The sequence below is a fragment of the Natrinema longum genome (genome assembly GCF_017352095.1).
Lineage (GTDB): Archaea > Halobacteriota > Halobacteria > Halobacteriales > Natrialbaceae > Natrinema > Natrinema longum.
In genome coordinates, this window is record NZ_CP071463.1 from 1,579,555 (window position 1) to 1,597,455 (window position 17,901).

Annotated in this window: 17 protein-coding genes; 4 read left to right on the forward strand and 13 right to left on the reverse strand. The window is 65.1% G+C overall.

The genetic code is table 11. The features are described 5' to 3' along the window. Positions 1-790: 790 nt before the first annotated feature. The 7 genes from J0X27_RS07870 to J0X27_RS07900 form a co-directional block, all read right to left on the reverse strand. Entirely contained in the window at positions 791-1,918 is a 1,128-nt protein-coding gene (locus tag J0X27_RS07870; protein ID WP_224214616.1) for a lamin tail domain-containing protein, read from the reverse strand. Between the two features lie 195 nt (positions 1,919-2,113). Next, positions 2,114-2,569 carry a CIS5 family contractile injection system inner tube adaptor gene (cis5, locus tag J0X27_RS07875; RefSeq protein WP_207272055.1) on the reverse strand — a complete coding sequence of 152 codons (456 nt, stop codon included), beginning with the start codon at positions 2,567-2,569 and terminating at the stop codon, positions 2,114-2,116. A 48-nt stretch (positions 2,570-2,617) separates the two neighbouring features. Then, complete coding sequence (locus tag J0X27_RS07880) at positions 2,618-2,827, reverse strand: DUF6760 family protein (RefSeq protein ID WP_207271809.1); 210 nt, start codon at positions 2,825-2,827, stop codon at positions 2,618-2,620. A 44-nt stretch (positions 2,828-2,871) separates the two neighbouring features. Continuing rightward, on the reverse strand, positions 2,872-3,423 hold the full coding sequence (locus J0X27_RS07885; protein WP_207271810.1) for a hypothetical protein: 552 nt from the start codon (positions 3,421-3,423) through the stop codon (positions 2,872-2,874). Continuing rightward, positions 3,420-3,584, reverse strand: coding sequence for a hypothetical protein (locus J0X27_RS07890; protein WP_207271811.1), 165 nt, complete (start codon positions 3,582-3,584; stop codon positions 3,420-3,422). The genes J0X27_RS07885 and J0X27_RS07890 overlap by 4 nt, the downstream gene beginning before the upstream one ends. After that, positions 3,581-4,039, reverse strand: coding sequence for a phage tail protein (locus tag J0X27_RS07895; protein WP_207271812.1), 459 nt, complete (start codon positions 4,037-4,039; stop codon positions 3,581-3,583). Before J0X27_RS07895 ends, J0X27_RS07890 begins: the two co-directional genes overlap by 4 nt. Positions 4,040-4,085: 46 nt before the next feature. Continuing rightward, entirely contained in the window at positions 4,086-5,825 is a 1,740-nt protein-coding gene (locus J0X27_RS07900) for a phage tail sheath family protein (protein ID WP_207271813.1), read from the reverse strand. A 322-nt stretch (positions 5,826-6,147) separates the two neighbouring features. On the opposite strand from J0X27_RS07900, the gene cis13 reads away from it, so the two are divergent. Next, entirely contained in the window at positions 6,148-7,395 is a 1,248-nt protein-coding gene (gene cis13 / locus J0X27_RS07905) for a CIS13 family contractile injection system protein (protein ID WP_207271814.1), read from the forward strand. 117 nt (positions 7,396-7,512) lie between these two features. Here cis13 and J0X27_RS07910 read toward each other — a convergent pair whose 3' ends face one another. The 4 genes from J0X27_RS07910 to lipA form a co-directional block, all read right to left on the reverse strand. Next, positions 7,513-9,204 carry a 2-oxo acid dehydrogenase subunit E2 gene (locus J0X27_RS07910; RefSeq protein ID WP_207271815.1) on the reverse strand — a complete coding sequence of 564 codons (1,692 nt, stop codon included), beginning with the start codon at positions 9,202-9,204 and terminating at the stop codon, positions 7,513-7,515. Between the two features lies 1 nt (position 9,205). Further along, the gene (locus tag J0X27_RS07915; RefSeq protein WP_207271816.1) at positions 9,206-10,195 is read right to left on the reverse strand and encodes an alpha-ketoacid dehydrogenase subunit beta; all 990 of its coding nucleotides are present in this window, start codon (positions 10,193-10,195) and stop codon (positions 9,206-9,208) included. Between the two features lie 4 nt (positions 10,196-10,199). Continuing rightward, entirely contained in the window at positions 10,200-11,306 is a 1,107-nt protein-coding gene (gene pdhA / locus J0X27_RS07920; RefSeq protein ID WP_207271817.1) for a pyruvate dehydrogenase (acetyl-transferring) E1 component subunit alpha, read from the reverse strand. Between the two features lie 291 nt (positions 11,307-11,597). Beyond that, entirely contained in the window at positions 11,598-12,569 is a 972-nt protein-coding gene (gene lipA, locus J0X27_RS07925; protein ID WP_207271818.1) for a lipoyl synthase, read from the reverse strand. A gap of 160 nt (positions 12,570-12,729) precedes the next feature. Between lipA and J0X27_RS07930 the strand changes: the two genes are divergently transcribed. From J0X27_RS07930 to J0X27_RS07940, 3 genes are all read left to right on the forward strand, one after another. Next, positions 12,730-13,245, forward strand: coding sequence for a PH domain-containing protein (locus J0X27_RS07930; protein ID WP_207271819.1), 516 nt, complete (start codon positions 12,730-12,732; stop codon positions 13,243-13,245). 66 nt (positions 13,246-13,311) lie between these two features. Beyond that, on the forward strand, positions 13,312-13,914 hold the full coding sequence (locus J0X27_RS07935; RefSeq protein ID WP_207271820.1) for a DUF7978 family protein: 603 nt from the start codon (positions 13,312-13,314) through the stop codon (positions 13,912-13,914). A 51-nt stretch (positions 13,915-13,965) separates the two neighbouring features. Then, a complete protein-coding gene (locus J0X27_RS07940) occupies positions 13,966-16,347 on the forward strand; it encodes a DEAD/DEAH box helicase (RefSeq protein WP_207271821.1) in 2,382 nt (793 codons plus the stop codon). Positions 16,348-16,455: 108 nt separating this feature from the next. On the opposite strand, the gene J0X27_RS07945 is transcribed toward J0X27_RS07940, so the two are convergent. Together J0X27_RS07945 and J0X27_RS07950 are read right to left on the reverse strand one after the other, a co-directional pair. Further along, positions 16,456-17,109 (reverse strand): HAD family hydrolase, encoded by a 654-nt coding sequence (locus J0X27_RS07945; protein WP_207271822.1) that lies wholly within the window; start codon positions 17,107-17,109, stop codon positions 16,456-16,458. A gap of 62 nt (positions 17,110-17,171) precedes the next feature. Then, entirely contained in the window at positions 17,172-17,768 is a 597-nt protein-coding gene (locus tag J0X27_RS07950; RefSeq protein ID WP_207271823.1) for a DJ-1/PfpI family protein, read from the reverse strand. Positions 17,769-17,901: the final 133 nt, after the last annotated feature.

The window sequence follows — 17,901 nt, forward strand, 5'->3', positions numbered from 1 at the left end:
ACAGCCGTCGGATCGAGCTCCCTCCGTCGCCGAGTTTCATCGGAGCCGTGGGGCGTCTCGCCTCCTCGTGAAGACGCCGCTTGGCCGTGGGTGGTCGGTTCCTCGAGCGCCGACGACTGCGACCGGTCGGGACGACTCGGCACGACCGATCGAACCCCACGGGCCGTCATCGACCCCCGTTCCGTCGACGGCCGGGTGGCCGATCCGTTCGCCGTCGCGAACGATCGAGCGACCGGTCCGGTCCGATCCGAACGACCGGGTTTCGTGCGGTAGGTAAACGCATCGTCGTGATCCGTCGACCGATCGAACGTCGGCGGAGAAACCCCAGGCTCGTCGGTCGCCTCGTCGTCGAGAGGAGCGTCGAAGGACGAGAGAAACGAGAGCTGGACCGGGCTCCGTCTCCGCGCGATCCGGACGCCGAGTCCACCGACCAGTCGGTCGGGAGTCAGCGTCGCGATCGCCGTGACGCTGGGCTGGAGGCGAGCAACCGTCGACGGGCCACTCGAGTCGATCCCCATCGACGACTCGGCTGCCGCCCGGTGGGTCACGCCGATCTCCCGTACCGACGGCTCGCGATCGAGGTCGGTAGACTCCCCGATCACGGCCCGTTGAATCGCTGTCGATACTCGAGGGGCGATTCGACGGGCTTTCGAAGTTCGAAAGACGGATCGACGTATCGGTACACGATCTCGTTTTGATATTACAAAGACGGTACTTAATGTTTGTGCGCCAGGGGCGCTCTAAACGGGTGCTTTGTCACGAGACACCCGTTTCCGAGGGCCACGATCGACTACTCCTGTGGCGTCGGCTCGGCACCGATCCCGATCGTCGATCGGGTCCCGGCACGGACCGAGTCGCGATCGAGGGCGTCGCTGCTCCCCTGCAGGACGAACTGGTCGCCGGTCCGCGTGTAGACGATCGGGTGCTCACCACCCTGTTTGAGCGTGTACCCAAGCGGGAGCTCCATCGCCGCCTCGTTGGACTCGAGTAGGAACGTGGCTGGGAGTTCGAAGCTACAGCGCTCGCCGGGCTCGAGCGTGACGCCGACGTCGAACTGATAGAGGTCGTGTTTCGTATCACGGATCTTCGCCTGCGTCAGTTCAACGGGGGTAATGCCGGTGTTTTTGATCATCAGTTCGCGGCCGTCCCGTGACTCCAACCTCGAGACCGCCACGATTCGGAGGTCCGTCCGGTCGCTGATCGTGGACTCGTAGCGGTTGTAGACGAGCACCGTCGCGATCAGCCACAGGACTGCCGCGAGGACGACCGTCTGGAGTTGGGTGAGCGTTCCATCGAACCACGGCAGCCACGAAACGAGTGCACGGATCCCGACGCTCGCGAGGACCGCGCCGACGAAGCCGACGATTCCAGCAAGCGTGCGGGTCTGGAGATGTTTGACCTGCGCGTAACCGGTTCTGATGAGTACCGACCGCAACGCGGACGGAGAGTCGTCCGGATCCGGTTCCCGACGCTGGCGGAGCGTGAGGACGGTCGCGACCGGCCACGCGATCAGCGACCCGGCGAGAACGGACACCGGGGAAACGACCCCCACGAGGGTCGCGATACCGAGTCCGGTCGCGACGAGTAGGCCACAGACCGCGCCCGCGATCGTCGCCTGTGCCCAGATCGACAGCTGATCCCACTGATCGGCGATCGCATCCTTGTACTGGAGATACAGCAGACGGACGCCGATCACGACGACTGCGAGGACGAACACCGCGATCAACAGGACGACTCGTGGGGAAAGTACCCAGTCCGTGACGGGAACGGTCGACTCCGGGACGTAGTCGACGAGCCCCGTCACGACGGCTACGGCAGTCACGACTACCGCGAAAATCAGTGCCGCGGCCAGCGGCCGCAAGACCGGCGAGAGTTTCTTTTTGACGGTCTTCGTCGCCTTCGACGCGACGCGCCTCATCGCGGCCCCACCCCGTCGACCCGCTCGCCGAACGCCGGTCGACCAGCGACGATGGTACCCGCTCGGATCGGTTGTTTCGTTTCCGGTTCGGATCGATTGCTCATAGTTTTTCGTATGATGTTTGTCGAATACTCTTAAAGATAAGGTATCCGACTGTCCGAAAGAGGCTCGAGGTCGGACGGGTATTCGTGACCGTTACTCCGGCATCCCGGACATCTTGGAGAACCGCTCGTATGCCAACTCGATCGACTCGATCGCCATGCCTCGTTCGTTGCTGACCAGGTCCGGACCGGACCATTTCGTCGGATACGCGTTCACGAATTCCCACCCCCACTGACTCTCGCCTTTGAAACTGTCTTTTACTTTGACGACGATGTTCTTCCGAGAGATGGTGCCGCTCATGACCGTCTGGATCCACTCCCAGAAGGTCGTGTTTTTGGTCAGGCCCCGCTGGAGGACGAGATTCGCGTGAGCGAACTGGCCGGGTAACTGATGGACGTGATCGTTGACGCCCCCCTCGCGGTACTGGACGGTGTCGAGTTCCATCGTGATTCCGGCGACTTCGGCGAACCCGGCGACGGTCTCGCCGTCTACCTCGACCTCGAAATTGTACTGTGCGTACGGATCGTTTTCGTGCGTATATGTCGTCATCATCTCACTACTGCGTTCTCGACTGTCTCCGAACGCCGGATGCCGTGGTTACTCGGAATCCGGCGGTTGCCGGAGCACGATACCTCCACCCGCGCCGTCGCGGTCGCGTCCGCGTCGGCCACGGCGGCCACGGGACTGGTCGGACGGCGAGTCGGACATGCGATCGTTGATCGTGCTGATCTCCTCACACCAGCGCTGGCGTTCCCAGTGGGGCATGTTCAATACCGTATCGTGGCTCCACCCGAAGTGGTAGGCCACGAACGCGACCTCCTCGTAGAGGCGGTCCGGTTCGTACAGCCGGACTACTCCGCTGGATTTCCCGACTCCGATCCCTCACCGTCGTTCGGTTCGGTACCGGCTGCACGCATGTCGGCGGATTCGAATCCCGACGATTCCGTCCCACCGAGTTCGCCGATGTCGCCGCCGACACCGGCGTCCATGGCGGCGGCATTCATCGCACCGTTCGGTCCGTCGGTCGTCACGTGCGTGCCGCTCTCGGCGTCGATCTCGAAGACCTCGCCACAGTCCGGACAGGCCGTCTCGACGGCGTTCATCCCCTGGTTGTTGACCCGCTCGTATAGCGCCTGCAGGTACTCGAGGTCCGTGACGAACAGCTCCTCGATGACGGTCGCGTCGATCGTCTCGAGGTCGCCGAGTTCGGTCACGACCCGCGAGAGCAAGACGATCGTCAGGTACGAGGAGTTCGTCTGGACGCGAGGATTCTGCAGGGGCTCGATTTCGTCGGCCGCGGTCGCGAGGCGCATTCGACCCTCCTTGTGGAGGGTGCCGTCGTCGTCGACGTATCCCTGTGGAAGGGTGAACTCGAACTCGGTCTGGAGCGTCTCCCCGGTCATGGTCGAGTCCCCCCACCGTCACAGGCGACGACGACGCGGTTGGCGAAGGGTGCCGAGTCGCCGGTATGGAGGACACCCTCGTCGTCGACGCGCCACTCGGCATCGAACCGATGGCGCGGGACGGTGAACGCCTCCGGAGACGAGTTCGACGGTCGTGTCATACGTTCTTCCGTTCCATCTCGTCGAACGTGATGACGTACTCCTCGGTGGCGAGGTTACCCTGGCCGCCGCCGCCGTGGGAGTTGAGCGTGGGTGGTCGGTATTCCTTGATCCACGCCTTCGTGAACTCGAATCGGAGGACCGAGTCACCGACCTCGTTCATGACGATGACGGCGATGTTCTTCCGGCCACCGTCGTCCATCTTCCCTTCGTTGACGGATTTCCGCCAGTCGTAGAGTTCCTTGTTTTTCTCGTTGGCCCCACGAACGAGGATGAGATCGTCGTACTGGGTGTCGCCCCAGAGCTTTCGGTTGTGCGACGGATCGTTGCCTTCGCGGTATTCGACCTGTTCGGTTCGCATCGCTGGCAGTTCGATCTCGACGAAGCCGGGAATGCCGACGCCGTCGAGTTCGACCTTGAATTCGGTTTGTCGGAGTGGTCCGTGTGAGTCTGGCATTATCGTATCGGGTTAGGTGATAGTCGGAAACGGTGCGTGGGCGGTGTTACGCGTCGCCGGCGTCCTGGCTGATCCGGAAGACGACGAACTCGGCTGGCTTGACCGGCGCGATACCGATCTCGACGATGAGACGACCGTTGTCGATGTCGTCCTGTGTCATCGTTTCCTCGCCGCACTTGACGTAGAACGCTTCGTCGGCGGTGCTGCCCTGGAGGCCGCCGTCTCGCCAAACCGTCGTCAGGAAGTTCTCCGCCGACTGGCGCACGCGGGCCCACAGGTCCTCGTCGTTGGGTTCGAAGACCGCCCACTGGGTGCCTTCGTCGATCGACTGCTCGATGTAGAGGAACAGCCGTCGGACGTTCACGTACTTCCAGGACGGATCGCTGGATGCCGTTCGAGCGCCCCAGAGACGGATCCCGCGGCCCTGGAAGCTCCGAATGCAGTTGACGCCCCGCGGATTGAGGATGTCCTGTTCGCCTTTCGTGATGTTGTGTTGCACGCCGAGAATACCGCGTACGACTTCGTTCGCGGGTGCCTTGTGGACGCCGTGTTCGGCGTCGCTGCGGGCGAAGATCCCGGTAATGTGACCGCCCGGCGGAACGAGCTTCTTCCGGTTGGTGAACGGATCCTTCGTCTCGATCCACGGATAGTAGTAGGCAGCATAGGAGGAGTCGACCGGCGTCTCCATATCCGAGATCGCTCCCGCGTTCTGCGGTGCCTGCAGGACCGCGAACCGCTCGCCCATGTTCTCACAGTGGGCGACGAGCGCCTCGGTGAGCCCCTCGATATCGTTCTCGTCGGGAATACACATGAGCGAGACGCCATCGAGTTCCCGGAACGCCGAGAGACCAGTCCGCATACCGGGCTTGTTGACGCCCTCGTAGTCGCTGAGCGTTACCTCCTCGTTTTCGGGTTTCTGCGAGAGATCGGAGACGACATCGACGTCGACCTCCAGCTCGCCGTCGCGAACTGCCTCGAGATCCGCCTGGAGATCGTCCTGGGACTGAGAGGCGTCGATCTCGAACGGCTCGGCGATTCCCTGGAGCTCGTTGTACGCTCGATCCTCGAGATCCTCCGGGATGTAGGCTGCAGTCTCCGAGTCGCCGTCGAGCTGGAGCAGTCCGCCGTCGGAGTACTCCTCGGGGACGTCTCGCGACAGCCAGGAGAGCCCTTCGGCGGGTCGTCCGGCTCCGAGCTGTTCGAGGTCCACGAGCGCAGAGCCCGGGATCTGTTTCTCGTAGAACTTGCTGGACTCCGGATCGGCCGACATGTCCTCGTAGACTTCTTCCACGTCGGGAGCCGGGTCGGGCTGGTCGGAGGTGGGTTTGCTGACCTCCTCGATGTCACAGGACCAGTATCGCAGCGTCAGTTTGAAGTACTCGTTTTCGCCCTCCTCGTAGAGCGGTCCGTCCTCGACGATCGCGGCGACCGAACAGCCCCACTGGCCCGGACCGGTCGCTTCGACTTTGAGAACGTCGTTTCGATCCTCGTCGACGAGCGTCGTCGTCGCGACGTCGGTCGCATCGGCGGCTGCAACGCGCCCGACGTAACAGCGACTCCCCCCGTTCTTGAAGAAGCCGTCCACGGCCACGTCGAGGTCCGACGACTGTGGACTCGAGCCGAACGTTCGTTTGAACTCGGCGAAGCTCGTGATGAGTTTCGGCTCGACGGGACCCCGCTCCGTTTCACCGAGGAAGCCAGCGGTACTGGTGCTGACTCCTTCGACGGATTTGGTGCCGCTGTCGACCTCTTCGACGTACACGCCTGGTGATAGGTACTCTGGCATTGATGTCGTTCCTCCAATCGCTGGTATAGCAGTACTGTATTTATACACAAATGATATAAAACTTATTCCTCAGCCAGATCCGAAATCAACTAGAAATGGATATATTATTCGTCGTAGTAGGTTGGTTCTGTTTAGAACGGATCTAAATTGCGATCGAGTACGATCGAGACTGGATTAAAGCGATGATGTCGCACGCGAGCGACACCGATCGGAGACCGACCCGGTTACCGGAGGCGTTCGCTCGCGATCACGGGTGATACCCAGTCCTGGAAATAGACATAATTAAATGGAATAGCGGCGCAATAAACAACACCACTACGCCATGGCCCAGGACTCGGACCACAGTACGGGGGAGCGGGGCGATCTATCGCAGTTTCGGAAGAATCGGTTCTTCAGCGGGAAACTGATGACCCCCCGCGATATGGAAGCGGAACAGGAGTATCACGCCGAGCGATTGCACGCCCTTTCCCGGTTCGTGGTCGGGAGCGGAATCGTCCACGGCCTCGAGATTCGATCGATCGGCGAGACCGACGACGGGCTCGAGGTGACGATCGAACCGGGGTTGGCGCTGGACGGGCGTGGTCGCCCCATCGTCGTCGAGCAGGTGACGACGAAGTCGCTCCCACGTCCCTCGGCGAACGAACTATCGCTCTATATCGAGTACGAGGAGGTCTCGCTGGAAACCGTTCCCGTCCCAAACACGGACGATGCCATCGACGCGGAGTCGACGTCGAACCGGACCGTGGAGGTCTTCGAGCTGACGTATCGAGAGACGACCGAAGACGAGCGACCACAGCTGCCAGACGTCGAGATTCCGTCCGTCGGGAGCGACGGTCTCGACGCCGAAACCATATCCCGCCAGCTCCTCGAGCGGTATCACGACCAGCACCGGTCCGCGATGCCCTCCGAAACGGAGACGGCAGTCTTCCTGGGCTCGTTCGAACGGACGCCCGACGGTGCCTGGACGGAATCCACGGAGCCGGCTCCTCGGGAGTTCGCCTACGATCACGACCTGCTCTTCGCGACGATCATCGACCACGTCACCGACACCGACAATCCACATCGGACGCCGGTCGAACGGGAGCCCCCCGACATCCCGGACGGTATCGGGGAGATCACCGATCGACTCGACGCCCTGGAGACCGAGCTGGGACGGGTCAAACGGGACCAGACCGCGCTCACCCAGTACGTCATGCGGAAGACGCTCAAGGACAGAGCCCGGTTCTTCGACGAGTTGGCCGATCGGGTAGCACAGCAGACACGCGAGGGGAGCCGGCTCGCCCGTGAAATCGCCACCGTCTCCCGTACGAACGGCGAGGAAATCTGTGACAGCGAGGGCGCGTACCGCCGACACCTACGGGAGATCCTCGAGCACCTGATAGACCTCGGTGACCATCTCGAGGGAGCGACGACGGAAGCCAGCCTCGAGCGGTACCTCAAGTCCGTCTCCGACCTCCAGTCGGCACTCGAGAACGATGACCCCGTCCTCGAGTTGGCCGAGATCCAAGATCGGGTCTGTGAGGCTGCCGACTCGCTGGACGTGCTCGTCGACGTCGTTCCAAACGAGTAAGCCGGGCTGCTGTCGCCGGGGTCCGACCCACCCCACAGCAGGTCACGGGCGCGCCGGCACTGGTCTACAGGGGTTCGTCCGAGACGCCGGTCGGCTCGAACACGGCCCTCGAAGCGATCACTCGAGCAAGAGGAGGCTGGGGTTCTCGAGGTACTCCATGACCGTGTTGGTAAACGCTGCACCGACGGCCCCGTCGATCAGTCGGTGGTCGAACGACAGCGAGAGGGTCAGCACGGATCGCGGTTCGATCGACTCGGAGCCGTTTTCGTCGGGTATCACGCGCGGTTTGCGCTTGATTTCGCCGATCGCGAGGATCCCCGCCTCGGGGTAGTTGATGATCGGCGTCGCGTACTCGCCGCCGATGCCGCCGACGTTGGTGATCGTGAACGTCGACCCTCGGAGTTCGCCGGGGCTAATCGTCCGGTCGCGAGCCTTCTGGACGACCTCGTTCATTTCCGAGGAGAGTTGTAACAGCCCCTTCCGATCCGCGTCTTCGACGACCGGCACCATCAGCCCGACGTCGGTCGCGGTGGCGACCCCAATGTTGTAGTAATCGCGGTAGACGATCTCCTCGTTTTCCTCGTCGATGACCGCGTTCATCTCGGGATACTCTTTCAGCGCCGCGACGACGGCCTTCATGATGAACGGCATGTAGGTCAGCCCGATGCCCCGCTCCTCGGCGCGCGGTTTGAGGTCCTCGCGGGCCGCGACGAGTTCGGTCACGTCGACCTCGTCGTGGTGGGTGACGTGGGGGGCGCTGTACTTGGACTCGACCATCGCGTCGGCGATCGTCTTGCGCACACCCGTGAACGGCTCGCGGCGTTCGCGCTCGCCCTCGGCGAAGTCCGTTCCCTTCGTACCGACCGATTCGCCGGCTTCGAGTGCCTCCCTGTCGGCCTCCTGGGCCTGCCGCTGGGCCTCGGCGTACTCCTGGACCGCCGCCGGCGTGACGAACGCCTCGCCGTCGCGCTCCTCGGTCGCCGGGACGGCGTCGATGTCGACGCCTTCCTCCTGGGCGATTCGTCGGGTCGCCGGCGCGGCCAGCGTCCGCTCGCGGTCAGCGGACTCGACCTGCGTCGACGTTTCGGGTCGCCCGGTGCTCGAGGCCGCAGTCGCGTCCTCGGGGGTCGTCCCCTCGGCGGCACTGCCACCGGCGTGGCGACCGGTCGAATCGGCCGTCCCGGATGCGGCCTCGCCTGCCGCCGCACCGGCGCTCTGTGACTGCGATCCTGCCGGTTCGGCGCTGGAGTCGCCGCCAGTCGCTGCCTGCACGTCGGCCGCAGTGATCCGGCCGCCGGGGCCGCTCCCTTCGATCCTCGAGAGGTCGAGTCCCTCCTCGCGGGCCATGCGGCGTACGCGCGGCGGAGCGAAGACGCGATCGTCCGGCGGCGCGACCGCCTCGGTGTCGGCCCCCGTCGCGCCGGGGTCGCCGCCCCGTTGCTCGCTCGGTTCGTCGACGCCGGCGGGTTCGCTCGCCCGCTCTCCGGCCGATTCGGTCGGCGCTTCGGCCGCCTCGCTCACGGCCTCGCCGTTCGCGTTTTCCGAGGCTCGCGACCCCTCGCTCTCCTCGCCCTCCACGTCGAACGAGATGATCACGGTCCCGACCGGGACGACCTCGCCTTCCTCGACGTGTAACTCGCGGACGGTACCGTCGACCGGCGCGGGGACCTCCACGAGGGCCTTGTCCGTCTCGACCTCCGCGACCGGCTGGTCCTCCGTGACCGCCTCGCCCGTCTCGACCAGCCACGAGACCAGTTCGCCCTCCGCGACTCCCTCGCCGACGTCCGGTAGTTCGAACTCTCTGACCATGTTAGAACTCCACGGCGTCTCGAATCCCGTCCTCGATGCGTGCCGCCTCGGGCAAGTAGTAGTCCTCGAGCGCGTACAGCGGGAACGGCGTGTCGAACCCCGTGATACGCTTCACCGGCGCTTCCTGATAAAGGAGCGCTTCCTCCTGTAAGGTCGCGGTGATCTCCGCGCCCAGCCCGCCGGTCTTGGGTGCCTCGTGGACGACCGCAGCGCGACCGGTCTTCTCGAAGGACTCGACGATGGTTTCCTCGTCTAACGGCGAGAGAGTCCGCAGGTCGACGACCTCGGCGTCGATCCCTTCTGCTTCGAGGTTCTCCGCGGCCTCGAGCGTCGGTCGAGTCATCGCACCCCAGGTGTAGACCGAGATGTCGGACCCCTCGCGGCGGACGGCCGCCTCGCCGATCGGTACTTCGTAGGATTCCTCGGGGACCTCCTCGCGGAAGGCCCGATAGATGAGCTTTGGCTCGAGGAAGATCACCGGGTCGGGACTGCGAATCGCGCTGATCAGGAGTCCCTTGGTGTCGGAGGGCGTCGACGGGATGACGACCTTGAGTCCGGGCTGGTGGACGAACATCGCCTCCGTCGACTCGGAGTGGTGTTCCGGCGCGCGGATCCCCCCGCCGTAGGGAGCCCGGATGACCATCGGGCACGTGAATCGGCCGCGCGAGCGCGTCCGCAGGCGCGCCGCGTGGGAGACGATCTGATCGAACCCGGGATAGATGAACCCCAGGAACTGGATTTCGGGAACCGGCCGCATCCCATAGGCGGCCATCCCGATCGCCGTCCCGATGATCCCCGACTCCGCGAGCGGGGTGTCGACGACGCGGTTCTCGCCGAACTCGTCGTAGAGCCCTTCGGTCGCGCGGAAGACGCCGCCGTTCTTGCCGACGTCCTCGCCCATGACGACGACGTCGTCGTCGCGTTCCATCTCGGTGTGCAATCCGTCCCGTACCGCCTGTACCAGCGTGAGGTTTTCTGATTCTGCAGCCATGGTATCACTCCAGCAGCGCGTCGTCGCCGTGATCCTCGCGAATCGATTCGAAGTACTCGAGCTGTCGTCGTAATCGTTTGGGCATCCCCTCGTAAACGTGGGCGAAGATCTCCTCCGGCTCGGGCCGTTCGAACGACTCCGCGCCGTCGATGGCGTCGGCGACCGCCTCCTCGATTCGCTCCTCGATCGCGTCGACACGCTCGTCGTCGAGGATCCCGTTCGAGCGCAGATACGTCTCGAGACGCGGAATCGGGTCTTTCTGTTTCCAGCGTTCGACTTCCTCGTCGCTCCGATAGACGGAGGGGTCGTCGGCGGTGGTGTGGGCTCCAAACCGGTACTGAACCGCCTCGATGAGCGTCGGGCGCAGTTCGCCCTGACCGGGGTTTTTCGCCTTTTCGACGGCCTCCCTGGTGACTTTGTACACCGCAAGCGGGTCCATCCCGTCGACCTGGACCCCCTCGAAGCCGTAGGCGGTCGCCTTCTGGGCGAGGGTCTCGCTGGCCGTCTGGCGCTCGCGGGGCACGGAGATCGCCCACTGGTTGTTGTTACAGAAGAACACGTTCGGGGTGTCGAACACGCCCGCGAAGTTCAGCCCCTCGTGGAAGTCCCCTTCGGAGGTCGCGCCGTCGCCGAAGTAACAGACGAAGGCCTTCTCCTCGCCGCGCAGTTTCGAGGCCCAGGCCGCGCCGGTCGCGTGGGGGATCTGGGTGGCGATGGGGACGGCGACCGAGAACATGTTGACGTCCTCGGGGATGTAATTGCCCCGCTCGTGGCCCATCCAGTAGAGCAGGGTACGCTCGAGGGAGAGCCCCCGAACGAGCCCGACGCCGTGTTCGCGGTAGCTGGGGAACACCCAGTCGTCCTCGGCCAGCGCGTGAGCGCTGCCGACCTGTGCGCCCTCTTGACCCGACAACGGCGGATAGGTTCCCATCCGGCCCTGTCGCTGGAGGCTGACGGCTCGCTCGTCGAAGCGGCGCACGAGCCGCATCTGTTCGTACATCTCGACGAGTTGGTCTTCGGAGAGATCCGGCACGTCGGCACCCTCGCGGACCCGACCTGCCTCGTCGAGTACCTGTACTCGTTCGCGGGGATCGCGCTGTAGCGTACTCACGGGGAGACCCACCTGTACATACTCGGGGTAACTATCGCTCAGGGTAAAGGAGTTTCCCAAATAGTTTACTATCAGTGAGATTCTTGCTAATCAGCCGTAGAACTACTGTGCGACGGCAGACGCTTCTGGACAGGAGTGTTCGGAAGTGTCTATTTCTTTTTGTTTGTCTAATTCGGGTGCCAAATAGAAGCGTCGACTGGACAAAAGTCGAGTTCGACCGCGGCTGGTCCCGGTGGGAACGGGGAGCCGAGGGCGTCGGCCGACGTGTGCTTCCACGACGGCCATCCGTCGCTAGTCCGTGACGCTCGCCTCGTCCGGGTCAGTACGCGCCTCCCGTCTCGCCGCTGCGACGCTTTTGCCCTCCCGAAGAACGGCATCGACGAACAGCTCGCCGGCTTTGTACGACGAGCGCACCATCGGCCCGCTGGCACAGTACAGGAACCCCAACTCCTCTTCGGCGACGCGTCGCCACGTCTCGTACTTGTCCGGCGGGTCGTAGCGTTGCACCTCGAGATGGTCCCTCGAGGGCCGGAGATACTGTCCCAGGGTGACGATGTCGACGCCGCGTTCGCGGCAGTCCGCCAGCGTCTGATAGACCTCGTGGTCGTACTCGCCGTGGCCGAGCATGATCGACGTCTTCGTGTAGATGTCGGACTCGCGGGCGACCTGTTCGAGCACCGACAGGGACTGTTCGTAGCCCGCACGCCGGTCCCGCACGGGGTATTGCAGTCGCTCGACGGTCTCGACGTTGTGGGCGATCACGTCCGGGTCGGCGTCGATGATCTTCCGGATGAGTCGCTGTTCGCCCTGGAAGTCCGGAATCAGTACTTCGACGAGGATGCCGGGATGGCGGGCCTTGATCTCGCGGATCGTCTCCGCGAAGTGACCTGCACCCTGATCGGGGAGGTCGTCGCGGTCGACGCTCGTGAGGACGACGTAATCGAGGCCGATCTCGGCGATAGCACTCGCGACGTGTTCGGGCTCGTCGGGATCGAGCGGTTCCATCCCGCCGGTTTGGACGTCACAGAAGTTACAGGCTCGAGAGCACCGGTCGCCCATCAGCATGAACGTGGCCGTTCCACCACCGTCGGTGCCCGAGTCGGGGCCGGACCGACCCGACCAGCACTCGCCCAGATTCGGACAGTTGGCCTCCTCGCAGACGGTGTGCAGGTCGTATTCCCGCAGCGTCTCCCGGATGCCGGTGAACTCCCGACCCGAGGGTGGCCGACTCTTCAGCCAGTCGGGTTTACGCGCGCGGCTCATACGCCATTATCGGGCCGCACGGTGAAAAACCGTACTGCTCCGAGCGGCCCGGACCGGCTGGGTCGATCGACACCTCGTGTCGGTGGCAACCCCGCCATACCGCCAGTAATCAGCGCATTCGCCGATAGCTTTACGGACAGCTATGGAATAGGCGGAGCCGATGGCTTTCGGCTCGACGCCCGACTGGTTCCACATCGGCGACGACGAGAGCATCGTCTGGGAGAGCCGTCCCCATCCGATCACGATGGGCACCAGGCTCCCGGTCGGGATCGGAATCGCGCTCGCGGGCCTTCTCGTCGCCGGCTGGAGCGGGACCGGCGGCGTCGGGCTCCTGACGATCCTCGGCGTCCTCACGACGGTCGCCGGCACGAGTCTCGCCTTCGCCCGCTACCTCGCCTGGACGAACACCCGCTACGTCATCACCTCCACGGAACTGTACAAGAAACGCGGGATCGTCTCGCGGGACGTCACCCAGTTCCGACTCGAGCGCGTCCAGAACACCAGCCTGCGTCAGACCGGGATCGGACGGCTGCTGGGATATGGCGATCTGACGGTCTACACCGCCGGCTCCGGCGACCCGGAGCTGACCTTCGAGCGAGTCCCCAAACCGGAGCGGGCAAGCAGTCGGCTCAGCGACCAACTCGAGACCGTCGCGAACGACGGAGCGGCCGTCTGACCGGTCGATCGCCGGCCGGAGCGGACCACAAGACCCATTATTCGAGGGCGGGCCGTAATCGATACAATGTCCCCGCAGTCGGCAGCGACCGATCGGACCACGGTATCGCGCGGCTCGAGCATCGCGGCGAGTGCGGGACTCGGCGTCTTCGCCGCCGTGATCGGCTATCTCGTGACGTACCTGGTGGTCGGGAGCGAGGTTCGCGGAACCGTCAGCGGTGACGACATCGCCGGGTGGAAGGCTGTCGCCTGGTACTTCTACGAAGCACACATGGTCGATATCGAGGCCACCAGTCAGGTCGGTTCCTTCGGCGGGCGGCGTATCCTCTCGCTCATCGCCGACTCGAGCGCCGCAGGTGTAGACCTGTTGTACGTGCTGCCACCGCTCGTGTTGGTCGGGGCCGGCGCGTTTCTCGCCGTGCGCTGGTCCGTTACCGATCTCGGGGACGCCGTCGTCGCCGGCGCGCCGGTGGCGATCGGCTACGCCGTGGTCCTCGGCCTCGGCGCGGTCGTCGCCGAAGCGAACACCGAAGCGTCCGCGTTGGGGATCGAGGCGACCGGGTCGATCGGCCCGGCGCTCCTGCCCGCGATCGTGCTCGGCGGCGTCCTCTATCCGCTGGTGTTCGCCACTGCCGGTGCCGCGATCGTCGCTGCGGTCACCGATCGATAGACCGCGACTCGAAGGAAACGCCTTTGCCCTGCCGCTCCCCGTTTCCGTGTGATGGAGGTCGCCGAGGTTCTCCCCGAATTCGCCGACGCCTTCGCCTTCGAGGAGTTCAACCGCATGCAACGCGAGGCACTGCCGGCACTGCTCGAGTCCGAGGACAACGTGGTCGCGAGCGCGCCGACGGCCTCGGGGAAGACGGCGCTTGCAGAACTGGCGATCTGTAAGTCCCTCGCCGAGGGGGGTACTGCGCTCTTTATCGCCCCGATGCGTGCGCTCACGAACGAGAAGGAAGACGACTGGGACCGCTTCGAGGAACTGGAGTACTCGGTCTACGTCGTCACCGGCGAGCGCGACCTGAATCCTCGTCGCGCGCGCCGGGCGGACATCCTCGTGATGACCCCCGAAAAGCTCGACTCGGCGACCCGGAAACACGACTCGCGACGGTACGATTTCGTCACGGACATCGACGTCTGCGTCATCGACGAGGTCCACCTGCTGGATGCGGATCGACGAGGGTCGGTACTCGAGGTGACGATCTCCCGCCTGCGCCGACTTTGCGATCCCCGCATCGTCGCGCTCTCGGCGACGATGCCCAACATCGACGACGTGGCGGCGTGGCTGGACGCCCCCGAGGAGACGACCTTCGAGTTCGGCGAGGAGTACCGGCCCGTCGAACTCAACGCCGGCGTCAAGACCTACACCCACGGCGACAACTCCTTCGCGGACAAGTACCGCCGCCTCTACCGGGCGCTGGACCTCGCGGAGCCACACCTCCGGGAGGACGGCCAGTCGCTCGTCTTCGTCTCCTCCCGGCAGGACACCGTCCAGGCCGCCAAGAAGGCTCGCGACGAGATCGCCGAACGGGATATTCCGATGGGGGCTCGCGGCGACTACGATTTCCACACCGAATCGAAAGACGAGATCGACGACGCCACCCTCCGCAAGTCGGTGCTCGACGGCGTCGCCTTCCACCACGCGGGGCTCTCGAAGAACGACCGCGACCTCGTCGAGGAGTGGTTCAAAGAGGGCCACATCGAACTGCTCTTCTCGACCTCGACGCTGGCCTGGGGCGTCAACCTGCCCGCTCGCTGTGTGGTGATCCGGGACACGAAACACCACGACCCCCTCGAGGGCGAAGTCGACATGAGTCCCCTCGACGTGCTCCAGATGCTCGGCCGGGCCGGTCGACCGGGCTACGACGACGTCGGCTACGGCTGGGTCGTCTGCGACAACGCCGAGGCGGACAAGTATCGACGGCTGCTCCGCGATGGGAAAGAAATCGAGTCCCGCCTCGCGGAGAGCCTCGAGACGCACCTCAACGCCGAGATCGCGATGGGGACGATCACCGACCTCGAGGACGTGATGGACTGGCTCGAGACGACCTTCTACTACGTCCGCGGCCAGTCCAGACCCGACGACTACGACTTCCCGAACCTGCGACAGCGGGTCCGGGACTGTCTCGAGGGGTTAGTCGACCGCGGGTTCGTCGAGACGGGTGAGGACCTCTCGATCGAGGCGACGCCCCGGGGCGTGTTGACCTCGAAGTACTACCTCCGGCTCGACACCGCGGCCCGCTTTGCGGAGCTGTGCGATCGGGTCGGGAGCGGCGGAGACGCCGGCGGAACCGGGACCGAGGAGTTGACGACCGGTGCCGTCCTCCGGGCGGTCGCGACCGCCGCGGAGTTCGACTCCGTCTCGGCACGCCAGGACGAACGCGACGCGATCGACGCCGTGCTGGTCGGCGAGGAGACCGACGACCTCGAGGCGGGCCAACGGAAGGTGCTCGCGATTCTCCGGAGCGGGGCCAGCGGGACGACGCCCTCGGAACTCCGCAGCGACGCCTGGGTCATTCGGCAGAACGCGACGCGACTCCTCTCGGCGCTCGGTGCCTTCCTCGATCGCTTCGTCGGCCCACACGCCGCGAACCTCGCGCGCCGAATCGAGGCCCGCATCGAGAACGGCGTCGCCGAGGACGCGGTCGGGCTGACGGCCATCGACGGCGTCGGGGCCGGCCGAGCGAGCAAGCTCGCGACGGAGGGGCTGTCGACCCCCGGTGACGTCGTCGACGCGGGCGTCGAGGGGCTCGTCGACGCGGGGCTGACCGAAGGCGTCGCCGAGCGCGTCTCCAAGAGCGCCCGGTCGCTCCCCGCGATCGAACTCGAGTGGGGCCAGTTCCCCGAGACCGTCGCGACGGGCGAGAACGAGGTCCGTGAGGTCACGGTCCGAAACGTCGGCGAACCGGCTCGCGCCGGCATCCGAGTGACGGTCAACGGCGTGGAGATGACGAGCACGAACACCTACCTGCGCGACGCGGAGACCGTCCCGGTCGGCGTCTTCGGCGCGGACGCCGAGGAACTCGAGTTTACCGTCAGCGTGGCCTTCCCCGAGGAGCCACTGCTCCCGATCGACGCGAGTCGGACGGTTCGAGTTCGATAGCGAGTTCCCGTCGACCGTCGCCAGGTCGGTCGCTCCGTTCGTCGAATGGCCCTCACAGAAAACGTGGAAACGGAGCCGTCGGCTTCGATTTCGACGCCGCTGTGCGCGCTACTGCGCCGTCAACGCGAGGACGCGGTCTCGGAGTTCCGCGGGCGAAGCGACGACCTCGGCCGCAGACGAGCGGTCGATGTCGCCGTGGGCGGCGACTCGATAGGCGACGACGAACGCGCCCGCTCGGGCGGCCGCCTCGATCCCGTTTTCGGAGTCCTCGACGACGAGACACTCCTCGGCCGGGACTCCGACCTCGGCGGCCGCGTACTCGAAGACGTCCGGCGCGGGCTTGCTCGCCGCGTCGATATCGTCGGCGCTGATGACGTGATCGAACGCGCCCTCGAGGTCGAAGCGCTCGAGGACCATGTCGATCCACTCGTGGGGCGAGGACGAAACGAGCGCGGTGGAGACGCCACGGTCGTCGAGTTCCACGAGGAGGTCGTGGAGGCCATCGAGCGACTCGGCGCGGTCGGTGTAGATCTCCTCGGCAGCCGTATTGAAGCGCCGGAGGAACTCCTCGCGGGAGATGGCAGCCCCGTACTCCGCGTCGAGATAGTCGTAGATCTCGCGGAAGTTCATCCCGCTCGTCTCGGCGATCTCGACGTCCTGATCGGGGACGGCCGCCGGGAAGATCTCCTCGCGCTGGAACTCGACCCAGTAGTCCTCGCTGTCGACCAGCACGCCGTCCATATCGAACAACACAGCGGTCATGTCTCCCCGGTATTCGATCGCCGTATATAGCCGTTTGGCAGGCTGAACGGATGGGCGATCGATCAGCGGACGACCTCGCCGCGTCGCTCGTGTTCCATCTCCGTTTCGACCGCCGCGGCGATTTCCGCGCCGAATTCGCGCTCGAGCATCCACAGCGCCAGATCGATCCCCGCGGTGACGCCGCCTGCGGTGAGGACGTCGCCGTCGTCCACCACGCGCGCGTCGACCACGGACCCGGCCGCCACCTCGAGGTCGTCGATGCCGACCTGATGCGTGATCGCGGGTCGCCCCTCGAGAACGCCCGCCGCCGCCAGCACCATCGCCCCGGTACAGACGGACGCGATCGTCGTGCCGGTCTCCGACCGCTCGCCGACGGCCGCCGGCAGGCGGCCGTCGTCGACGGCGGCCCGGACTCCCTCGTCGTCGGTCGTCCACCCGCCGCCGGGGACGATCAACAGATCGGGCTCGCCGAGGATCCCGTCGGGTTCGACGCGGAGCCCGTGACTCGCGGTCACGCGATCGGTCTCCGCGAGCGTGACCAGCCGCGTCTCGAGGGGCGCGCCGGCCTGGGCCCCGTTCTGGAGGACTTCGTAGGGGCCGATCGCATCGAGTTCGTCGAAGCCATCGAACAGCACGATTTCCGCGGTCGTCTCGCTCATAGCCGATACTCGCAGGGGACCCTGAAAGCCGTTGTGTCGAGACGGGAGTTCCCTCGCGGACGGGTCACGAGTCCGACCCTCGGCGTGACGTTGTCGACGGAAAGCGGGCCCAAATTGCACGGCTGTGCCGTGA

Bases quoted from the DNA above. Each gene is read 5' to 3' on its own strand.
- J0X27_RS07870 (WP_224214616.1), bottom strand. From the start codon at position 1,918: ATGAGGCGCGTCGCGTCGAAGGCGACGAAGACCGTCAAAAAGAAACTC.
- cis5 (WP_207272055.1), bottom strand. From the start codon at position 2,569: ATGACGACATATACGCACGAAAACGATCCGTACGCACAGTACAATTTC.
- J0X27_RS07885 (WP_207271810.1), bottom strand. From the start codon at position 3,423: ATGACCGGGGAGACGCTCCAGACCGAGTTCGAGTTCACCCTTCCACAG.
- J0X27_RS07890 (WP_207271811.1), bottom strand. From the start codon at position 3,584: ATGACACGACCGTCGAACTCGTCTCCGGAGGCGTTCACCGTCCCGCGC.
- J0X27_RS07895 (WP_207271812.1), bottom strand. From the start codon at position 4,039: ATGCCAGACTCACACGGACCACTCCGACAAACCGAATTCAAGGTCGAA.
- J0X27_RS07900 (WP_207271813.1), bottom strand. From the start codon at position 5,825: ATGCCAGAGTACCTATCACCAGGCGTGTACGTCGAAGAGGTCGACAGC.
- cis13 (WP_207271814.1), top strand. From the start codon at position 6,148: ATGGCCCAGGACTCGGACCACAGTACGGGGGAGCGGGGCGATCTATCG.
- J0X27_RS07910 (WP_207271815.1), bottom strand. From the start codon at position 9,204: ATGGTCAGAGAGTTCGAACTACCGGACGTCGGCGAGGGAGTCGCGGAG.
- J0X27_RS07915 (WP_207271816.1), bottom strand. From the start codon at position 10,195: ATGGCTGCAGAATCAGAAAACCTCACGCTGGTACAGGCGGTACGGGAC.
- lipA (WP_207271818.1), bottom strand. From the start codon at position 12,569: ATGAGCCGCGCGCGTAAACCCGACTGGCTGAAGAGTCGGCCACCCTCG.
- J0X27_RS07930 (WP_207271819.1), top strand. From the start codon at position 12,730: ATGGCTTTCGGCTCGACGCCCGACTGGTTCCACATCGGCGACGACGAG.
- J0X27_RS07935 (WP_207271820.1), top strand. From the start codon at position 13,312: ATGTCCCCGCAGTCGGCAGCGACCGATCGGACCACGGTATCGCGCGGC.
- J0X27_RS07940 (WP_207271821.1), top strand. From the start codon at position 13,966: ATGGAGGTCGCCGAGGTTCTCCCCGAATTCGCCGACGCCTTCGCCTTC.
- J0X27_RS07945 (WP_207271822.1), bottom strand. From the start codon at position 17,109: ATGACCGCTGTGTTGTTCGATATGGACGGCGTGCTGGTCGACAGCGAG.
- J0X27_RS07950 (WP_207271823.1), bottom strand. From the start codon at position 17,768: ATGAGCGAGACGACCGCGGAAATCGTGCTGTTCGATGGCTTCGACGAA.